At 59.9% G+C, this 18081-nt stretch carries 18 protein-coding genes; 11 read left to right on the forward strand and 7 right to left on the reverse strand.

What is annotated here, in order from left to right; genetic code table 11:
• Positions 1-8: 8 nt before the first annotated feature.
• Positions 9-671 carry a response regulator gene (locus tag KW837_RS13730; protein WP_218396448.1) on the forward strand — a complete coding sequence of 221 codons (663 nt, stop codon included), beginning with the start codon at positions 9-11 and terminating at the stop codon, positions 669-671.
• A complete protein-coding gene (locus KW837_RS13735; protein WP_218396450.1) occupies positions 668-2071 on the forward strand; it encodes an ATP-binding protein in 1404 nt (467 codons plus the stop codon). Before KW837_RS13730 ends, KW837_RS13735 begins: the two co-directional genes overlap by 4 nt.
• Positions 2072-2236: 165 nt before the next feature.
• Here the strand turns inward: KW837_RS13735 and KW837_RS13740 are convergent, their stop codons facing one another.
• Both KW837_RS13740 and KW837_RS13745 read right to left on the reverse strand, forming a co-directional pair.
• Positions 2237-2452, reverse strand: coding sequence for a DUF4287 domain-containing protein (locus KW837_RS13740; protein ID WP_218396452.1), 216 nt, complete (start codon positions 2450-2452; stop codon positions 2237-2239).
• 220 nt (positions 2453-2672) lie between these two features.
• On the reverse strand, positions 2673-3569 hold the full coding sequence (locus KW837_RS13745; protein ID WP_218396454.1) for a LysR family transcriptional regulator: 897 nt from the start codon (positions 3567-3569) through the stop codon (positions 2673-2675).
• Positions 3570-3701: 132 nt separating this feature from the next.
• Here KW837_RS13745 and KW837_RS13750 point away from each other — a divergent pair, with 132 nt between their 5' ends.
• Together KW837_RS13750 and KW837_RS13755 are read left to right on the forward strand one after the other, a co-directional pair.
• Positions 3702-5351 (forward strand): GMC family oxidoreductase, encoded by a 1650-nt coding sequence (locus tag KW837_RS13750; RefSeq protein WP_218396456.1) that lies wholly within the window; start codon positions 3702-3704, stop codon positions 5349-5351.
• A gap of 179 nt (positions 5352-5530) precedes the next feature.
• Entirely contained in the window at positions 5531-7153 is a 1623-nt protein-coding gene (locus tag KW837_RS13755) for an MFS transporter (RefSeq protein ID WP_218396458.1), read from the forward strand.
• Positions 7154-7303: 150 nt separating this feature from the next.
• On the opposite strand, the gene KW837_RS13760 is transcribed toward KW837_RS13755, so the two are convergent.
• Positions 7304-7666, reverse strand: a complete 363-nt coding sequence (locus KW837_RS13760) for a DUF427 domain-containing protein (RefSeq protein WP_007907061.1) — start codon at positions 7664-7666, stop codon at positions 7304-7306.
• Positions 7667-7813: 147 nt separating this feature from the next.
• Here KW837_RS13760 and KW837_RS13765 point away from each other — a divergent pair, with 147 nt between their 5' ends.
• From KW837_RS13765 to KW837_RS13785, 5 genes are all read left to right on the forward strand, one after another.
• Complete coding sequence (locus tag KW837_RS13765) at positions 7814-8143, forward strand: DHCW motif cupin fold protein (RefSeq protein ID WP_218396460.1); 330 nt, start codon at positions 7814-7816, stop codon at positions 8141-8143.
• 115 nt (positions 8144-8258) lie between these two features.
• Positions 8259-10208 carry a DNA topoisomerase III gene (locus KW837_RS13770; protein ID WP_218396462.1) on the forward strand — a complete coding sequence of 650 codons (1950 nt, stop codon included), beginning with the start codon at positions 8259-8261 and terminating at the stop codon, positions 10206-10208.
• Between the two features lie 163 nt (positions 10209-10371).
• Positions 10372-10911, forward strand: coding sequence for a GNAT family N-acetyltransferase (locus KW837_RS13775; RefSeq protein WP_218396464.1), 540 nt, complete (start codon positions 10372-10374; stop codon positions 10909-10911).
• Between the two features lie 649 nt (positions 10912-11560).
• Positions 11561-11890: a hypothetical protein gene (locus KW837_RS13780; protein WP_008072022.1), complete on the forward strand. Its 330-nt coding sequence runs from the start codon at positions 11561-11563 to the stop codon at positions 11888-11890.
• Positions 11891-12014: 124 nt separating this feature from the next.
• Positions 12015-12314 carry a hypothetical protein gene (locus KW837_RS13785; protein WP_123495307.1) on the forward strand — a complete coding sequence of 100 codons (300 nt, stop codon included), beginning with the start codon at positions 12015-12017 and terminating at the stop codon, positions 12312-12314.
• Here KW837_RS13785 and cynR read toward each other — a convergent pair.
• Complete coding sequence (gene cynR, locus KW837_RS13790; protein ID WP_192343580.1) at positions 12300-13205, reverse strand: transcriptional regulator CynR; 906 nt, start codon at positions 13203-13205, stop codon at positions 12300-12302. The genes KW837_RS13785 and cynR overlap by 15 nt on opposite strands.
• A 117-nt stretch (positions 13206-13322) precedes the next feature.
• Between cynR and cynS the strand changes: the two genes are divergently transcribed.
• Positions 13323-13790: a cyanase gene (gene cynS, locus KW837_RS13795; protein WP_218396466.1), complete on the forward strand. Its 468-nt coding sequence runs from the start codon at positions 13323-13325 to the stop codon at positions 13788-13790.
• A 139-nt stretch (positions 13791-13929) separates the two neighbouring features.
• On the forward strand, positions 13930-14589 hold the full coding sequence (locus KW837_RS13800; RefSeq protein WP_218396468.1) for a carbonic anhydrase: 660 nt from the start codon (positions 13930-13932) through the stop codon (positions 14587-14589).
• Positions 14590-14707: 118 nt separating this feature from the next.
• On the opposite strand, the gene KW837_RS13805 is transcribed toward KW837_RS13800, so the two are convergent.
• From KW837_RS13805 to KW837_RS13815, 3 genes are all read right to left on the reverse strand, one after another.
• The gene (locus KW837_RS13805; protein WP_123495315.1) at positions 14708-15058 is read right to left on the reverse strand and encodes a BON domain-containing protein; all 351 of its coding nucleotides are present in this window, start codon (positions 15056-15058) and stop codon (positions 14708-14710) included.
• Positions 15059-15326: 268 nt separating this feature from the next.
• Positions 15327-16829 carry an aldehyde dehydrogenase family protein gene (locus KW837_RS13810; RefSeq protein WP_218396470.1) on the reverse strand — a complete coding sequence of 501 codons (1503 nt, stop codon included), beginning with the start codon at positions 16827-16829 and terminating at the stop codon, positions 15327-15329.
• Positions 16830-16892: 63 nt separating this feature from the next.
• Positions 16893-18017 carry a DUF3616 domain-containing protein gene (locus tag KW837_RS13815; RefSeq protein WP_218396472.1) on the reverse strand — a complete coding sequence of 375 codons (1125 nt, stop codon included), beginning with the start codon at positions 18015-18017 and terminating at the stop codon, positions 16893-16895.
• Positions 18018-18081: the final 64 nt, after the last annotated feature.

The raw sequence follows: 18081 nt of genomic DNA on the forward strand, positions 1-18081 counted from the left end.
GAGTCCGCGTGCGTTTATTACTGATCGAGGATGACGTGGCTCTCGGCGAGGGCATTCATCAGGCCCTGGGCCGTGAGGGTTACACCGTCGACTGGCTGCAAGACGGCAGCAGTGCCTTGCATTCGCTGCTCAGCGAGACGTTTGACCTGGCCGTGCTCGATCTCGGCCTGCCGCGCATGGACGGTTTGCAAGTGCTGCGTCGCCTGCGTGAAAGCGGCTCCAACCTGCCGGTACTGATCCTCACCGCCCGGGATGCCACCGAAGACCGCATCGCCGGGCTGGATGCCGGGGCCGACGATTACCTGATCAAGCCCTTCGACCTGGCCGAACTCAAGGCTCGCCTGCGGGCCTTGTTGCGACGCAGCGCCGGTCGCGCTCAAGTGCTGATCGAACACGCCGGCATCAGCCTGAACCCCGGTACCCAGCAAGTCAGCTATCAAGGCGAACCGGTGGCGCTGACGCCCAAGGAGTATCAACTGCTCCACGAGTTGCTCTCGCCTCCGGGCCGGGTCATGACCCGCGATCACCTGATGCAACTGCTTTACGGCTGGAACGAAGAAGCCGAAAGCAACACTCTGGAAGTGCATATCCATCACCTGCGCAAGAAGTTCTCCACGGACCTGATCCGCACCATTCGCGGTGTCGGGTACCTGGTGGAGGAGCGTGGATGACTTCGATCCGGCGTCGCACCCTGACGCTGATCATCGGCCTGATGCTGACGGGTCTGGCGATCATCAGCGTGCTCAACCTGCACGACAGCAATCACGAAATTGCCGAAGTCTACGACGCCCAACTGGCCCAGAACGCCCGGCTGTTGCAGGGTGTGATGCGCATGCCGCTGGCCAGCAATGAACACGCCGAACTGTATCAAGCGTTCAACAAGGCCTTGAGTGAAGCGGTGCCGAGAGTCGATGGTCATCCCTATGAAAGCAAAATTGCCTTTCAGGTGTGGAATCGCAAGGGCGAAGTACTGGTGCACACCGCCAGTGCGCCCTCCTTCACGGCGCCGCCGACGAAATCCGGTTTCAGCGATGTGGTGGATCTGCACAACCGCCATTGGCGGGTGTTCATGCTCGAAGACAAACAGAATGACCTGCGCATCTGGGTCGGTGAACGGGACGACGTGCGTGCGGACCTGGTAGACCGGATCGTGCGTCATACCCTGTGGCCCAATGTGCTGGGTAGCCTGATATTGGCGGCCATGGTCTGGCTGGCTATTGGCTGGGGGCTCAAACCCCTGGCCAATATGGCGCAAACGTTGCGGGCACGGCACAGCGGTTCTCTGGAGCCGTTGCAACTGACCCCGTTGCCCAGCGAACTGGAACCGATGCAGGCAGCGCTCAACCGCATGCTCGCACAAATTCAAGAGGTGCTTGGCCGCGAACGGCGCTTCATCGCCGACGCCGCTCACGAATTACGCACGCCGCTGGCCGTGCTGCGGGTGCATGCGCAAAACCTGCAGGAAGCCGGCACGGAACAGGAGCGTCGTGAGTCCCTGGCGTTTCTGATTGCCGGGGTCGACCGCACCAGCCGCCTGGTCAATCAGCTGCTGACCATGGCCCGTCTCGAACCCAAGGCCGTGGTGCCGGTGGAGCAAAGCATCGACCTGAGCGAAACGGTGCGCGCCAGTCTGGCCCAACTCACGCCCTGGTTATTGAGCAAGAACCTGGAGCTGGCCTTCGATGTCGCTGACCAGCCTTTTGAAGTGCTTGCCGACGCTGCCGCCATCGACATCGCCCTGAACAATCTGGTCACCAACGCCGCGAATTTTTCGCCGGAGCATGGCGTCATCACCGTGCAACTGAGCCAGGACGATGGGTTCTACAACTTGAGCGTCCAGGACCAGGGGCCAGGCATCGACGAAGCGGATCGCGCACGGTTGTTCGAACGTTTTTACAGTAGTGGAAATACCGGAGGCGCAGGGTTGGGACTGACCATCGTCAGCACCATTGCGACGCGGCTGGGTGGGCGGATTACACTGGTCAATCCACCCGAAGGCGGGCTGCGGGCGACCCTGTCGATTCCTGATGGCCAGAACCACAACCCTGCGCAACGGACATCCAATGGCTGAATGTCTGTGCGCTGAACGTAGGTTTGATCATGGTGAAACTCCTGATTGTTCATTAGGAGCTACCTGCATCACTGTTTAAATGGGCTGTGGGCGAGCTGTTGGTGGGTTGGGATGGGCCAGAAATGCAATCTGTACCCTTCTCGCCCTACTCGAAAACCTTCTCACTCACTTTTTAGCGCTCGCCAGATAATGCGCAACCAACGCATTGGCATGGCCATGCCCCATACCGTGTTCAGCCTTCAGCCAAGCCACCATTTCCATATGCTTCTTGCCGCTTACTGTTTCCAGCAGATCCAGCCAGTGGTTGATTGGTTGGCCGTACTTTTTTTCAATCGAGGGGAAGTACGACGCCGGCCCTTTCACTTTTGTATCTTCGGTCATGCTGCAAGCTCCCTTGTTCGCGACGGAGTGTCGGATAACGCTCCTTGTCGTCATCCAATAGCTTGGACGCCAAGTGCTATCCCGGCAATAACCCCGGCTCGAACTTGTGCGGCTCGCGGCGAGAGCCCTGTAGGTGCGAGGCTTGCCCGCGAAGAACGATAACGCGGTGTGCCCGACCTGACGCCTTCGCGGGCAAGTCGGATCGCCGCACCGCTCGCTCCTACAGAGGAATGGAGCCTTGCAGCAGATGTTGCTCACGCTCACACAACTCCACCACGTAATCCCACAGCACCCGCAATCGCACGGATTTGTGCAGCTCGCGCCGCGTACTGATCCAGTAACTGCGCTGGATGCTTTCATCCGGCAACAACGGCACCAGTTGGGGATCGGCGCTGGCCATGTAGCACGGCAGCACGGCGATTCCCAGGCCCGAGCGCGCGGCCTGTTGCTGGGCGATGACGCTGGTGCTGTGAAAGACCACCTGGGGGTTGCGGCAGAAGCTGTTGAGGAACACCAGTTCCTGGCTGAACAGCAAGTCGTCGACGTAGCCGATCCATGCGTGACGGCCGAGGTCCTCGCGGCTACGCAGTGGTGGCGCGCGGTCCAGATAGGCCTGGCTGGCGTAGAGCGCCAGTCGGTAATCGGTGAGTTTGCGGGTGACCAGCATGTCGGCGGCCGGGCGTTCCAGGTGGATGCTGATCTCGGCTTCACGGTTGAGAATGCTGACGAAGCGTGGCACCGCCACCAGTTCCACTTCCAGCCCCGGATAGCGTTCGAACAGCCCGTTCATGCGGCTGGCCAAGAACATGATGCCCAACCCCTCAGTCACTCCGACACGGATCTTGCCCAGCGGCGCGGATGACTGGGTGATTTCTTCCTGAGCCAGCAGCGCGACGTTTTCCATCGCTTCGGCGTGTTTGAGCAGCGCTTCGCCGGCCGGGGTCAGTTCGTAGCCCTGGGCATGCTGGACGAACAGCGCAGTGCCGAGGCTTTTTTCGATGGCTTCGATGTGCCGGGCCACGGTGGCGTGAGTGGTGTTCAAACGGCGAGCGGCGGTCAGCAAGCGGCCGCTGCGCTGCAATTCGAGAAAAAACCGCAGGTCATTCCAGTCGAACATGAACCACCCTTGAGGTTATGCCGTTAACGACGCTGTTTAAAAACGCACAGCAGCTGCGTAAAAACTAACATTCTTTTAACGAAAGCTAACAACTAGGATGACCGACAACAAGAACAACAATAGAGGTCAGGGATGCAGACTTCCCTTGATGAATACGACTACATCGTGGTCGGCGCCGGGCCGGCCGGTTGTTTGCTGGCCAATCGACTGTCAGCCAACCCGCAGCATCGCGTGTTGCTGCTCGAAGCCGGCGGCCGCGATAACTACCCGTGGATTCACATTCCCGTCGGTTACCTGTTCTGCATCGGCAACCCGCGTACCGACTGGTGCTTCAAGACCGAAGCGCAACCGGGCCTGCAAGGCCGCGCCCTGAGCTACCCGCGCGGCAAGGTGCTCGGCGGCTGTTCCTCGATCAACGGCATGATCTACATGCGTGGCCAGGCTGGCGATTACGACGGTTGGGCGGCCGAGGGTAATGCCGGCTGGGGCTGGCAAGACGTGCTGCCACTGTTCAAGCAAAGCGAAAACCATTTTGCCGGCGACTCGGAATTTCACGGCGCTGCCGGGCAATGGCGAGTCGAGCGGCAGCGGCTGTCATGGCCGATCCTCGATGCGTTTCGCGCGGCCGCCGAGCAAAGCGGCATCGCCAGCATCGATGACTTCAATCAGGGCGACAACGAAGGCTGCGGCTACTTCCAGGTCAATCAAAAAGCCGGGATCCGCTGGAACGCGGCCAAGGCATTTCTCAAACCAATCCGCCAGCGTTCCAATCTGACGGTGCTGACCGACGTCGAAGTGGACCGCGTGCTGCTGGAAAACGGCCGTGCCTCGGCGGTCAGCGCTCGTTGGCAAGGCCAGGCGAAAACCTTCAAGGCGCGTAAGGAAATCGTCCTGTGTGCCGGCTCCGTCGGTTCACCGGGCATCCTTCAGCGTTCCGGTATCGGCCCTCGCCCGCTGCTGCAAAAACTGGGCATCGGCGTTGCCCATGAACTGCCCGGCGTAGGCGGCAACCTGCAGGATCACCTGCAACTGCGGCTGATCTACAAACTGGAAAACGCCCGCACCCTGAACCAGATCGCCGGCACGCTGTGGGGCAAGATGGGCATGGGCCTGCGTTACCTGTATGACCGCAGCGGCCCGCTGTCCATGGCGCCGAGCCAACTTGGTGCCTTCGCCCGTTCGGGACCGGAACAGACCTCGGCGAACCTCGAATACCACGTGCAGCCGTTGTCGCTGGAGCGTTTCGGCGAGCCGCTGCACGCCTTCCCCGCGTTCACCGCGTCGGTTTGCGATCTGCGCCCGCAAAGCCGTGGCCGAATCGACATTCGCTCCGCCGACCCACGGGAAGCGCCGCTGATTCAGCCCAACTACCTGAGCCATCCCGAAGACTTGCGAGTGGCAGCCAATGCCATCCGCCTGACCCGCCGTATCGTCTCCGCGCCCGCCTTGCAAGCGTTCAAACCGGTCGAGTATCTGCCCGGCGACAGCTTGCAGAGCGAAGAACAATTGCACGAAGCCGCCGCCCGGATCGGCACGACGATTTTCCACCCGGTGGGCACCTGCCGGATGGGTAACGATGCGGACGCGGTGGTCGACGCCGAGCTGCGCGTCCACGGTATTCCGGGTCTGCGCATCGCCGACGCTTCAATCATGCCGCGCATCACCTCGGGCAATACCTGTTCGCCGACGTTGATGATCGCTGAGAAGGCTGCGCAACTGATGCTCAGCCCCAGCACAAGGAGCCTCAACCCGCAGAAGGAACTGCTGAGCAACCAACTGTAGGAGCGAGGCTTGCCCGCGAAGAACGATGACGCGGTGTGTCAGGTCTGACGCCTTCGCGAGCAAGCTTCGCTCCTACAAAGATCGACGTACACCCCGCTTTATGGATAAACGCGGCCCCCGCCCACAAGGCTGGCGCCGACAGTGGAACAACAAAAACAATCACTGTGAGGGATACCGATATGTCAGAACATGTTCAGCCCATGGAAGCCGTCCGCAGCGCCGGCACCAGTCAGGAAACCCAGAAAGTCATCTTCGCCTCGTCCCTCGGGACGGTGTTCGAGTGGTACGACTTTTTCCTCTATGGCGCCCTCGCGGCGGTCATCAGCAAACAGTTCTTCGCCGGGGTCAACGACACCACGGCGTTCATCTTCGCGCTGATGGCCTTCGCCGCCGGCTTCATCGTGCGGCCATTCGGTGCGCTGGTGTTCGGACGCTTGGGGGACATGATCGGGCGTAAATACACGTTCCTGGCAACCATCGTCCTCATGGGGGTGGCGACGTTCTGCGTCGGCTTGCTGCCGACCTACGCGAGCATCGGCATCGCCGCGCCGATCATCCTCGTGGTGCTGCGTATGCTTCAGGGTCTGGCATTGGGCGGAGAGTACGGCGGCGCTGCCACTTACGTCGCCGAACACGCACCGATGGGCAAACGCGGTTTCCACACCAGCTGGATTCAGTCCACCGCCACCCTCGGCTTGCTGCTGTCGCTGCTGGTGGTGCTCGGCTGCCGCTACTTCACCGGCGACCAGTTCGAAGTCTGGGGCTGGCGCATTCCGTTTCTGTTTTCGATCGTGCTGCTGGGCATCTCGACCTGGATTCGCTTGAGCCTGCATGAGTCGCCTGCGTTCGTGAAAATGAAAGAAGAAGGCAAGCTCTGCAAGTCGCCGCTGCGCGATTCCTTCGGCAAATGGGACAACCTCAAAGTGGTGCTGATTGCGCTGTTCAGCATCAACGCCGGGCAAGCGGTGACCTTCTACGCGGCGCAGTTCTATGTGCTGTTCTTCCTCACCCAGTTCCTGAAAATGGACCCGGCCCTGGCCAACAGCCTGCTGATCGTCAGCGTGATCATCGGCGCACCGTTCTTCATCTTTTTCGGCTGGCTGTCGGACAAGGTCGGGCGCAAACCAGTGCTGATGATCGGCCTGTTGCTGGCCACCGCGCTGTACTTTCCGATCTTCAAAACCCTGGCCCACTACGCCAACCCGGCCATCGACCAGGCCAGCCGCCAGGCACCGATCACCGTGCTGGCTGACCCGGCCACCTGCACCTTCCAGTTCGACCCGGTGGGCAAGGCTAAATTTGATAGCCCGTGCGACAAGGTCAAAACCTTCCTGGTCAAACAGGGCCTGCCCTACAACAGCGAAGCGGCCCCGACCGGCAGCGCCGTGCAGGTCAGCATTGGCGAGGTGAAAATCGATGGCTACGATGAAGCCGCCCTGCGCGGCGCAGTAACCCTGGCCGGGTATCCGTCACAAGCCGACACCCAGCTGATCAACAAACCGATGATCGTGGCGCTGATCGTCGCACTGATCATCATCTCCGCCATGTGCTACGGCCCGCTGGCGGCGCTGATGGTCGAACTGTTCCCGACCCGCATCCGCTACACCTCCATGTCCCTGCCCTACCACATCGGCAACGGCTGGTTTGGTGGTTTCCTGCCGACGGTGTCGTTTGCGCTGGTGGTGTACACCGGGGATATTTTCTACGGGCTGTGGTACCCGGTGGTGATTACCGGGGTGAGCCTGGTGGTGGGGATGATCTGTTTGCGTGAGACCAAGAATGTGGATCTGGACAAGAACTGACGTCACGAACCATTAGCCCAGGCTTACCTGTGGGAGCGGGCTTGCTCGCGAAGAGGGAGTGTCAGTCGACATCAATGTTGCCTGGCACACCGCCTTCGCGAGCAAGCCCGCTCCCACATGGATTGCGTTCAGGCAACAAGTCCCTACGCCTCAGGTATCAAGCACCTCAAAAGTGACCTCTTCAGGATAAAACGCCACATACCCGCCAATCTGCGCAACCGACACCTTCGGATGCTCATAACTCCATACCGCATTGGCCCCTTCATGCCCGGGGATTTGCAGGCTGAAATAGCTGGCATCGCCCTTGTACGGGCAATAGCTGGTGTGGTCGGTGCGGGCGAAATATTGTTCGGCAATGTCCTCCCGCGGGATGTAGTACACCGGAGGATAATTGGCCTCATGCATGACCAGCGCCCGAGTGGATGACGCCACTTGAATGCCATGGAACTTCACCACCACGCAGCCGGGTTGTGGGCTGATGGCGATGGGATTACCGGGTCCGGGGGCTTTCATAAAGGGTCCTCTGTCGCTGCTGCGCTGTAATCCGCGCTCCGACAGGTATACCTCATGTTTCGGTATCGCCACTGCTTCACAGCCGAACGGAGCATGCTTGGGCTACAGTGAGGTCCCCAAAACAGCATGCCCCGCCAGGAGAGCAGCATGGACATTGCCAACATCCCCTTCGGCACCACCGACTGGTCGCAAATCGAACCCACTGAACACCGGGGCGAGACTGGCAGCGCCCTGTGGCGCACCCGGCAGTTCGGCGCGATTCGAGTGCGCATCGTCGAATACACGCCGGGGTATCTGGCCGATCACTGGTGCTCAAAGGGGCATGTGCTGTTTTGCCTGGAGGGAGAACTGCACACCGAACTGGAGGACGGTCGAGTCTTCGTCCTCACGCCGGGTATGAGCTATCAGGTGGCGGACAATGCCGAAGCGCATCGTTCATCCACCGCCATTGGCGCCAGGTTATTTGTGGTGGATTGACCGCTGTCATCAACCGCAACAGCTAAAGCTGTACATCCATACAGATAAAGATTGCTCCATCGCTCATCAGCCGCCATTCTGTGCACCTCTCGAACACTGATTGATGATGGTGGTTATGCAGCTGTACCTCTGTGAAAAACCCTCCCAGGCCAAAGACATCGCGGCCGTGCTCGGCGCCAAGCGCCGGGGCGACGGCTGCTGGCTGGGAACGGGCGTCACGGTGACCTGGTGCATCGGCCATCTGCTGGAAACCGCACCGCCGGATGCCTATGACGCACGTTACAAGCGTTGGGTGCTGGCGGATCTGCCGATCATTCCCGAAAAATGGAAGATGACCGTCAAACCGCGCACGGCCAGCCAGTACAAGGCGGTCAAACGCTTGCTCGGCGAGGCCAGTGAACTGGTGATTGCCACCGACGCCGACCGTGAGGGCGAGATGATCGCCCGGGAGCTGGTGGAACATTGCCGTTATCGCGGGCCGATCCGGCGATTGTGGCTGTCGGCGCTGGACGATGCTTCGATCCGCAAGGCACTGGCGGCGCTCAAGCCAGGGGCCGAGACGTTCAGCCTTTATCATTCGGCATTGGGGCGTTCCCGGGCCGACTGGCTGATCGGGATGAACATGAGTCGGCTGTTCACCCTGCTGGGGCGTCAGTCCGGCTATCAGGGTGTGTTGCCGGTCGGTCGGGTGCAGACGCCGACCTTGCGCCTGGTGGTGGATCGCGATCGCAGCATTGCCGATTTCGTCCCGGTCGCTTATTGGGCGATCGATGTGCAACTGCTGCACGACGGCACCGCGTTCACCGCCCAATGGCGCGCGGCCTCCGACGCTTGCGATGATCAGGATCGCTGCCTGAATCAGGCCTTGGCGCAACAGGCAGCCTACGCAATGGGCAACGCAGCAAGCGCTCGGGTGATCAAACTGCGCACCGAACGCATGCGCGAAGTCGCGCCTTTGCCGTTCGACCTGGGCACGTTGCAGGAAGTCTGCTCGAAGAAACTCGGGCTCGGCGCCCAGGAAACACTCGATATCGCCCAGGCGCTGTACGAAACCCACAAAGTCATTACCTACCCGCGCAGCGACTGCGGCTACCTGCCGCTGAGTCAGCACAGCGAAGCACCGGCTATCCTGGCCGCGCTGAGGCAGGCCGATCCGGCCCTGAATGCCTTGCACGATTATCTGGAACCCCAGCGTCGCTCACGGGCCTGGAACGATGCCAAGGTCAGCGCTCACCACGGCATCATTCCCACTGCAGCGGCGAAAAATCTCGAGCGACTGGCAGGCAAACAACGGGCGGTCTACACCCTGATTCGTGCACGTTACCTGGCACAGTTCCTGCCCAACCATGAATACGACCGGACCCAGGCCGACTTCGATTGCGCCGGTGAAGCCTTGCGCGCGGTGGGCAAGCAGATTGTCGAGCCCGGCTGGAAACGCGCCCTGCCCGAGGCCCTTGCACCCGCCAAGGGCCGCGAAGCACCGGCACCACAAACACTGCCGGCACTGGCCGAAGGGCGTGACTGTGCAGTGGCGGATGTGAAGCTCAAGGACCTCTGGACCCAACCGCCCAAGCCATTCACCGAAGGCGATCTGATCAAGGCGATGAAGAACGTCGCCAAACTGGTGGAGGATCCACTGCTCAAGCAAAAGCTGAAGGACACCACCGGCATCGGCACCGAAGCCACACGCGCCTCGATCATCCAGGGCCTGCTGGACCGCGGCTACCTGATCAAGAACGGCAAGGCCCTGGCCGCGACACCGGCAGCGTTCAGCCTGATCGATGCCGTGCCGCGTGCGATTGCCGATCCCGGCACCACGGCGATCTGGGAGCAGGCCCTGGACATGGTGCAGAGCGGCGAAATGAGCCTGGAAGAATTCGTCACCAAACAGGCGGCGTGGATGAGCAAGCAGGTGGCCCGTTGCGCCGGCCTGAACCTGACCATCAGCGGACCGGCAAGCCCGGCCGGGCGTGGCGCCACACCGTGGAAAAACAAACGCAAACCGGCCAAACGCAAGCCCTCGACCGGCACCAAACGCGCAGCGAAACCGGCAAGCAAGACTTGAGAGCACTTGCAACGAATCGAAACCTGTAGGAGCGTGGCTTGCCCGCGAAGAACTCACCGCGGTTTTTCAGGTATTACGCGTTATCGTTTTTCGCGGGCAAGCCTCGCTCCTACAGGTACTGCGGCGCATCGGGCAACAGCCCTGCTTTCTGAGAGGTACAACCATGACGACAGTCAGAAGCCAGCCCTCAATAGAACTGCACGCCGCTCAGCGCGACGAACTGGAAACCATCGAGAACCTGATGCAGTTCTACGTGTATGACTTCAGCGAATGGTTGCCGCTGAAACTCGGTGAACATGGCTTCTTCAACATCCAGCCCAAACAGGACTACTGGCGAAACCCGGCAACCAGGCCGTTTCTGATCAAGGTTGACGGCGAGCTTGCCGGCTTCGTGACCGTGGATAACGAAACCCATATCGTCGGTGCGGAGCACAACATCGGCTACTTTTTTGTCAGCCGACGCTTTCGCGGCCAAGGCGTCGCGAAGTTTGTCGTCTCTGCCCTCTTGAACCGATTCCCCGGTCAATGGCAGATTTTCCACATCGATGCCAACCAGCCTGCGCGTCGGTTCTGGACCAAGGTGATACCCGATCTCACCGGCTCAGCATTCACCGTGCATCAACTGGCAGTGGACGGCTACCCCTGCACCGTTTACCGCTTTAAAAGATCGCAGCCTTCGGCAGCTCCTACCCCGGCCCCGTAGGAGCGAGGCTTGCCCGCGAAGGCCATCACACGGACAAACTGCTGGACCGCGTCATCGTTCTTCGCGGGCAAGCCTCGCTCCTACGGAAGGCTGCGATCTTGACGATTCCAGCACCGCAAAAGCTCTGCTGGTGCTAGCCACGCCGACTTTCTAATTCCAAAACCACTTTGTCCGACAATATGTAGTGAACAAAAATAATCACTACAAAACCGTTGACGCCTCCGATTTTCCCTTGCATGATGCAGACATCTCCCCGATCGGGAGTACAGGCAACACGTTTGAGCAAGCTCGTCTGACCGCCGAGCTGTTTTTCCCGGATACACGCTGCCCACAAGGCAGATTGAAGAAGCTGACCTGGCCTGAACGTCCAGTACAAAGGACGAGAAGCGCTGGCGATCAATCCTCATGAAGCTTGTGGCCGACCCTGAAAATGTCGGCAGTGGCCTCCAGGTTTTCGCTGCTTCTCTTCGTTGTGACGCTATTGCGTAGCAGTTATTCAACACGACTACATGCAACAGACGCAAGACCCCGTCGTATTGACGGCCGACCGCTGACGTCCTGGTTTCGGTGCCAGGGATCAACTAACCGATGGGCTACTTGTATTAGCGAATCAACTTTGAAAGATCACCAAATGGTCAAGGGGCTTACAATGAATCTGAACAATCAACCTACTATCGATGAACTGGCTCGCTTGTTCGCTGCGCAAAAAGACAGCCAGGACAGCCATATTCTGTGGATCAGCAAATCGGGCCAGGTCCATATCGACTGCCTGTCGCCCCATGCCCACGAAGAAGAGTTCGACCGGAACAACCAGAACCTGCTCGCCCGACTGAAGATGTACCGTCGCGGCCAGGGTTATGTCGGCAAGAAAGCCGCGGCCGACAAAGACTTCATCGGTAATGTGCTGCAAACGCTGAAACAGGCGTGGGCATCGATGCAGAACCAGAACGAAGTTCGGGTGATTGATCGCTTGTATTGATATCCCCTCAGTAAAGAAAGAAGGCCCCGCTCGGAGTATCGAGCGGGGCCTTTTCGTTTGTCTCGTGCGCACCAAACAAAGCTATGGTTAACCGTATGCCCTGCTGGATCTCTGGAGGCTTGCGATGAACAAAATCCTGATATTCATAGTGTTCGCGATGGCGAATGCTGTCCATGCGAACACCCTCCCTGGCATTCCCTCATTCGATGTGGACTGCCCCGGTAAAGTCGTCGTCCATGCGGATCAGGACGGTCCGGTATTGATCAACAGCAAAGAGGCGGTAACCAAAGCCATCAACGATCGCCACTTCGAAGCCAGGGGTTCGGGCATCACGATCTCGATCATCCTCGCCGATGATGATTCGGTGACCGTGTCCTCCACCGGCAAGGCTCCCAATGGGCTGTGCCAATCAGTGGATGACTGACTTCGCCGACTCGACCGCAGCCGCGCCCAATACCAGATCCATGAAGGCCACCGACGCCGCACTGTGATAGTTGTTTTTGCGCCGAAGCAGCGCGGCCCCTCGGTTGGGCGCCGCCCCCTGCAGTGGAATTTTGCGCAATGCCCGTTCCGCGGTGGCGATGGGTTCCGGCAGGATGGTGGCCATCGGCGCGTGACGAATGACCTCCAACAGCGTACTCACCGAGTTCACCTCGATCGCCACCTTGGGCGTAATGTTCTGTTGCCGAAAATACCCGTCGATGGAAGATCGGGTGATGAAGCCCGGCGTCAGCAACGCGAACTCCAATTGCGCCACCTCCTTCGGCGATAGCGGGTTCTGGCGCTCGTACAACGGATGACTGCGCCCGACCATCAAGCCCAACGTCTCGACAAACGCCGGCACGCACTCGATGTCGGGGCTTCTCACCGGGGTAAAGGCAATGGCAATGTCCAGCGAGTCATCGAGCAACCCGGCCTCGATGTCATCCATCGATAACTCGAAAATCTGCAGATGGATGTTCGGAAAATTCGCCACGTAGTCGCGCACCAACGGCCCCACCAGATATGCCATGAACGTTGGCGTCATGGCCAGTCGCAAACTGCCGCGGGACAAATCCTTCACGTCATGCAGCGCGCGTTTCCCTGCTTCAAGTTCCACCAGTACCCGACGAGCACTTTCGATATAGGCCAGCCCCGCATCGGTCGGTTTGACCGTGCGCGAAGTGCGGTCGAACAGGTTGACGCCGAGGGATTCCTCCAGTTGCCGGATCTGCTGGGACAGCGTCGGTTGGGAGACATGCAGCGCCTCGGCGGCGCGGGTGAAGCCGCCGTGGTCGGCGACTGCCAGCAAATAGCGCAAATGTCGGAGCAGCATGGGCACACCATCTATAGGCAGAACTTATGCGAAGCATTGTATATCGGTCTTGGACGCTATGGATAAATCGATCGAAGATGGCTGCACTTTCCAGCGACAACCGATAGGAGTCACACCATGCAACAGTCCCATGCTTACCAAGACCCGAGTCTGGCCCTGACCACTTCGATCCTCGATGCCAAGGCGCGCAAGAGTCTGTCCTGGCAGGATTTGACCGATGGCACCGGCCTGGGCCTGGCCTATGTCACCGCCGCCCTGCTCGGCCAACATCCGCTGCCGGAAGCCGCCGCCAGGGTGATTGGCGAGAAACTCGAACTGGACGCCGACGCCGTGGCCCGCCTGCAGATCATTCCGCTGCGCGGCAGCCTCTCGGGTGTCCCGACCGACCCGACCATCTACCGTTTCTACGAAATGATCCAGATCTACGGCACCACGCTCAAAGCCCTGGTTCACGAGCAATTCGGCGACGGCATCATCAGCGCGATCAACTTCAAGCTGGACATGAAGAAAGTTGAAGACCCGGAAGGTGGTTCCCGCGCAGTGATTACTCTGGACGGCAAGTTCCTGCCGTTGCGTCCGTTCTAAGACAGCCTGTAGGAGCGAGGCTTGCCCGCGAAGAACGATGACGCGTAATACCTGAAAAACCGCAGTGCATTCTTCGCGGGCAAGCCTCGCTCCTACAGGTTCTGCGTCTTCCCCCCTCACTCATGCAAGGAAGTCAGCCATGAAAGCGCTCATCGAAGGTTTATTGAAGTTCCAGAACGAAGCCTTCCCACAACGTACCGACCTGTTCAAACACCTGGCCACCACCCAGCATCCCGGCACATTGTTCATCACCTGTTCCGACAGCCGCGTAGTGCCGGAATTGCTGACCCAGCAAGAGCCCGGCGAACTGTTCGTGGTGCGCAATGCCGGCAACATCGTGCCCTCGTACAGTCCGCATCCCGGCGGCGTGTCGGCCACGGTCGAATATGCGGTCGCGGTATTGGGCGTGACGGACATCGTGATCTGCGGGCATTCGGACTGCGGCGCCATGACCGCCATCGCTCAGTGCACATGCATGGATCACCTGCCCGCCGTCAGCGGCTGGTTGCAACACGCCGAGTCGGCCAAGGTAATCAATGACTCCCGCCCTCACGCCAGCGACGCAGCCAAGGTAAGTTCGATGGTCCGGGAAAATGTCATCGCCCAACTGGCGAATATCCAGACTCACCCGAGCGTGCGCCTGGCCCAGGAAAAAGGCCTGCTGAATCTGCATGGTTGGGTTTATGACATCGAGACCGGCTCCGTCGATGCGCTGGATGCCAGCCGGCGCAACTTCGTGTCGCTGGCCGAGCACCCGAACACCTGTGCGGTGTATGGTCAAGCGGTCGAAGCCGCCTGAAGGGTTCGTCTACCCGAGCTGCGCCAGGCTTGGCGCAGCGTTACAAAGTGGGTACGCGCGCGACTACGCCCGTCCTCGGTTCCCGACCGGGATTGTGATACTCACAAGATCGCCGCAGTCATTTATCGTCGATTTTTGTAGACGATTGTGACCGACGTTCAGTGGTCTCTTCGGCATTGGGCGCTTCTGGAAAACTGCCCGGCGTGAACACATGAGTGAGCAATTCGCTGGCATCGATGTCGACGACTCCAGGAACCGAACGGGCCAGGGCAACAGCCTGCTCACACTGTCTATGAGTGTTGACGCGGCCGCTCAATGCCACCCTGCCCGCATGTGTTTTGACATGGACATGCAGGCCAAGGGATGAGTCGGCCAATGCCAGGGCCGACTTCACTCTGGTGGTAATCCACGCGTCGTGAACGACCGATTCCAGATCATGAGAGTAATGTTGAAAGGAATGAAGTTTCATGGCGCAACTCTCCCTCACGTAATCAGATGCGCCGCCCGCCCCACCGCAGACGCGGACACACATTAAGTATAGTGCGTGCCGTTGCCTGCAATCGGGGGGCTGCCCCTGATGCCGGTAAGATATAAGAGCGACGAATATCCTGTGGGAGCGGGCTTGCTCGCGAAGATGGCGGCACAGTCAACAATGATGTCGCCTGACACACCGCTTTCGCGAGCAAGCCCGCTCCCACAGGTTTGCGCGGCTTAACTTACCGAGTTGGAGTGGCGTCTCAGCGCTTGACCGACAGACTCGTCTGCGTCATGCGGCTACGGATGGTAAATACGCCATCCCCCGAGAGAATCGCACTGCGCGCAAACAGGCGGCCACTTTCCCAGTTCGAAAGCCCCAGTTCCGGCTTGTTCAGCGCGTACTGACCGTCAACCCAGCGGGTAATCCCGTTGCCAACAAAAGGCGCGTTGACCGCGTTGTAGAAACGCTCCTGTGACGGGGCATCTTCACTGATCAGCGACACGGTGAATTGCGGGCTGTAACGATTGAACAAGGCAATGGCCTGGTCCAGGTCGTCGACGATCTTCAGGCTGACTTCCGGGGTTTCTTCCCACTCCCACTCGCGGCCCAATTGATCCTCGGGCAGCGGTTCGGCCAACGCTTCGGTCTGATAGCCTTCGGCGCGATACACCTCGACGCTCGCGGTTTGCCAATCAATTGGCAAATGCTGTTCGCTCCCCTCGACGATATGCAACTTGCAGCCCTGGTCCCGAGCGGTGCCAGCCTGTTGCAGTGCATCGAGAAACAGCGGCACCAGTTCGGCGGCGCGGTCGCGGTGGATCAAGCAAACGTTGAGGGTGTTGCAGACTTTGCGGTCCAGCGAGTTGCGCACCACGGCGGCAAAGCGCTGGGCATCAGCATCCTTGTCGGCGATCAGCCAGGCGCCACCGGTGCCGTGCAAGCTGACGGCGGTGCCGGCCTGTTGCGCGATGCTGCCCAACTGGCTGACCGCCCGTCCCGAACCACGGGCCACGGCCAATGACAGGCGCCGATCGGCGAACATCGCCCAACCGGCGGCGTGATTGACGCTTTCCACCAGCGAAACTGCTCCGGTCGGCAACCCGGCGTCGGCCAATGCCGGATTCAATGCGTGGGTGACGATGGCCTGGGCAGTGCCCAACGCATCGCTGCCAATGCGCAGCACCGCGGTGTTGCCCGTGCGCAATACACCGGCGGCATCGGCAAAGACATTCGGTCGGCCTTCGAACACGAACGCGACGATGCCCAGCGGCGAGACCACTTGCTCGACTTTCCAGCCGTCGTGCTCGACGCAGCTCACGACCTTGCCGCGAGTGGCCGGTGCATCACGCCAGGCCCGCAGGCCGGCGATCATGTCGCCGCGCATGCGTTCATCGGCCAGCAACCGCGTGGTGGAACGCCCGCGCGCCTTGGCTCGCTCGATGTCGGCCAGGTTGGCGGCTGCAATCAGGGCCCAGCATTCCGGGGTTTCCAAGCGTTGAGCAAAATGATCGAAGAACTCGCTGATGGCTTGATCCGAGACGCCGGACATTGCAGCGAATGCCGATTCCGCGCGCTCGATGGCGACAGCCGCCGCTTGCTGGTCCGCCACCGGGATCAACAACAATTCGCCGCTGACCTGCTCCACCAGCAGATGGTCGCCGGGCTGAAAGCGCGCCGCCAGTTCGGGGCTGACGACAGTGACACGGTTACCGGCAAAAGGGATTGGCGTGCCAGCGACTAGACGTTCGAGCGCAAGAGACATGAAACGGTTTCACCATGCAGGAGAGCGGCCAGAAAATGTATAGGAAAATCCATCAAGCGTCATTCACCGGGGCTTTTTTGCCAGGCGAAATACATCTTGCTCCAGGCGATTGCTCCCCTGTTTGCGCCATCCGGCGTTCGCGTCATAGACCACCAGCAGCAAGGGCTCTTCTACGCCCGCGGTGCTGATAAAGGTCAGTCCTTCGGCATGATCGCGGCCTTTATCCTCTCCTTGCCCGTAAGGAACCTCCAAGACCGGCGTCAATTGTTCGCTGAAGACAAAACTTTCGTCTGTTGGTCTGGCACCGTCGAGCCAGCGAAATACGCTGACAGGCCCGTCGAGGTTCATCGTCGGCCCGGCCAGAATCAGCATGTCATCACCATCGATGCACAAATCCCTGACGCCGAGCCCGCCCAACTGGAGAAAATGCTTTCGATATTTTCGCCCCCCAGGCCCGATTTTTTTCAGCGTCAGCGTGTGGCCGGCCTTGGGATGGTCTTCGGGTTCGACCTCCAGAACAATGGTCCAGCCCCGCAGCACAGGCCCGCGCAACCCGATAAAAACCCGCTTGCCATTGACCTCGAGGCCTTCGGTATCGAACCCGTTGTCCTTGCCGGGAATGTGCAGAAATGCCCCTACATGCTCGTCATCCTTGAGTTCATCGAGCAATTCGTTACCCAGTTGATCGCCGGACAATTGAGCGGCAACTCGAGCATCGTTGATAGTGCTCTTTACCAAAGTGAACGTCCCGTTTTCTTCGACCACCGGAATCCGGGCCAGGAGAAAACGATTGCCATCGCGACTGACAGTTGCCAGGCGCTCGGCGTTTTTCTTCAGGGACTTGGAGCTATCGGGTTTTCTCCGTTTCAGGCTGTGAGACCCCACAATCCAGAGATACCCCGTGTTGCGGTCGTAACTCATGCCTTCCAGGTCTGCCTCAACGAATTCTTCGCCAATCGTCGGGATGACCGGCAGCGTCAACAGGGACGCCAACGGGAATTGTTTGTGCTGATCAAACAGAAACTCGCCCGCACCGACGCGCTCACGCAAGGTGAAGCGCTCCAGGCTCAAGGATTCATCATTGGCGACCCACAGGGTGTCGCCTATCTGGACCACGGCAGACAAGCCTTTGCGCAAATGAGTGTCCGGGTCATTGAAGACTAGAAGCGCGGAACCGAAATTCACCATGAAGTCACCCGCCCCTTGAGTCAAAGAATGCCTGCTTCACGGTAGCGGTCATCGGGCGCTAGTC

This window comes from Pseudomonas sp. PDM24 (genome assembly GCF_019218905.1).
Lineage (GTDB): Bacteria > Pseudomonadota > Gammaproteobacteria > Pseudomonadales > Pseudomonadaceae > Aquipseudomonas.

What these genes read in the sequence shown, in the direction of transcription:
- KW837_RS13735 (WP_218396450.1), top strand. Translation starts at nt 668, where the DNA reads ATGACTTCGATCCGGCGTCGCACCCTGACGCTGATCATCGGCCTGATG.
- KW837_RS13740 (WP_218396452.1), bottom strand. Translation starts at nt 2,452, where the DNA reads ATGACCGAAGATACAAAAGTGAAAGGGCCGGCGTCGTACTTCCCCTCG.
- KW837_RS13745 (WP_218396454.1), bottom strand. Translation starts at nt 3,569, where the DNA reads ATGTTCGACTGGAATGACCTGCGGTTTTTTCTCGAATTGCAGCGCAGC.
- KW837_RS13750 (WP_218396456.1), top strand. Translation starts at nt 3,702, where the DNA reads ATGCAGACTTCCCTTGATGAATACGACTACATCGTGGTCGGCGCCGGG.
- KW837_RS13755 (WP_218396458.1), top strand. Translation starts at nt 5,531, where the DNA reads ATGTCAGAACATGTTCAGCCCATGGAAGCCGTCCGCAGCGCCGGCACC.
- KW837_RS13760 (WP_007907061.1), bottom strand. Translation starts at nt 7,666, where the DNA reads ATGAAAGCCCCCGGACCCGGTAATCCCATCGCCATCAGCCCACAACCC.
- KW837_RS13765 (WP_218396460.1), top strand. Translation starts at nt 7,814, where the DNA reads ATGGACATTGCCAACATCCCCTTCGGCACCACCGACTGGTCGCAAATC.
- KW837_RS13770 (WP_218396462.1), top strand. Translation starts at nt 8,259, where the DNA reads ATGCAGCTGTACCTCTGTGAAAAACCCTCCCAGGCCAAAGACATCGCG.
- KW837_RS13775 (WP_218396464.1), top strand. Translation starts at nt 10,372, where the DNA reads ATGACGACAGTCAGAAGCCAGCCCTCAATAGAACTGCACGCCGCTCAG.
- KW837_RS13780 (WP_008072022.1), top strand. Translation starts at nt 11,561, where the DNA reads ATGAATCTGAACAATCAACCTACTATCGATGAACTGGCTCGCTTGTTC.
- KW837_RS13785 (WP_123495307.1), top strand. Translation starts at nt 12,015, where the DNA reads ATGAACAAAATCCTGATATTCATAGTGTTCGCGATGGCGAATGCTGTC.
- cynR (WP_192343580.1), bottom strand. Translation starts at nt 13,205, where the DNA reads ATGCTGCTCCGACATTTGCGCTATTTGCTGGCAGTCGCCGACCACGGC.
- cynS (WP_218396466.1), top strand. Translation starts at nt 13,323, where the DNA reads ATGCAACAGTCCCATGCTTACCAAGACCCGAGTCTGGCCCTGACCACT.
- KW837_RS13800 (WP_218396468.1), top strand. Translation starts at nt 13,930, where the DNA reads ATGAAAGCGCTCATCGAAGGTTTATTGAAGTTCCAGAACGAAGCCTTC.
- KW837_RS13805 (WP_123495315.1), bottom strand. Translation starts at nt 15,058, where the DNA reads ATGAAACTTCATTCCTTTCAACATTACTCTCATGATCTGGAATCGGTC.
- KW837_RS13810 (WP_218396470.1), bottom strand. Translation starts at nt 16,829, where the DNA reads ATGTCTCTTGCGCTCGAACGTCTAGTCGCTGGCACGCCAATCCCTTTT.
- KW837_RS13815 (WP_218396472.1), bottom strand. Translation starts at nt 18,017, where the DNA reads ATGGTGAATTTCGGTTCCGCGCTTCTAGTCTTCAATGACCCGGACACT.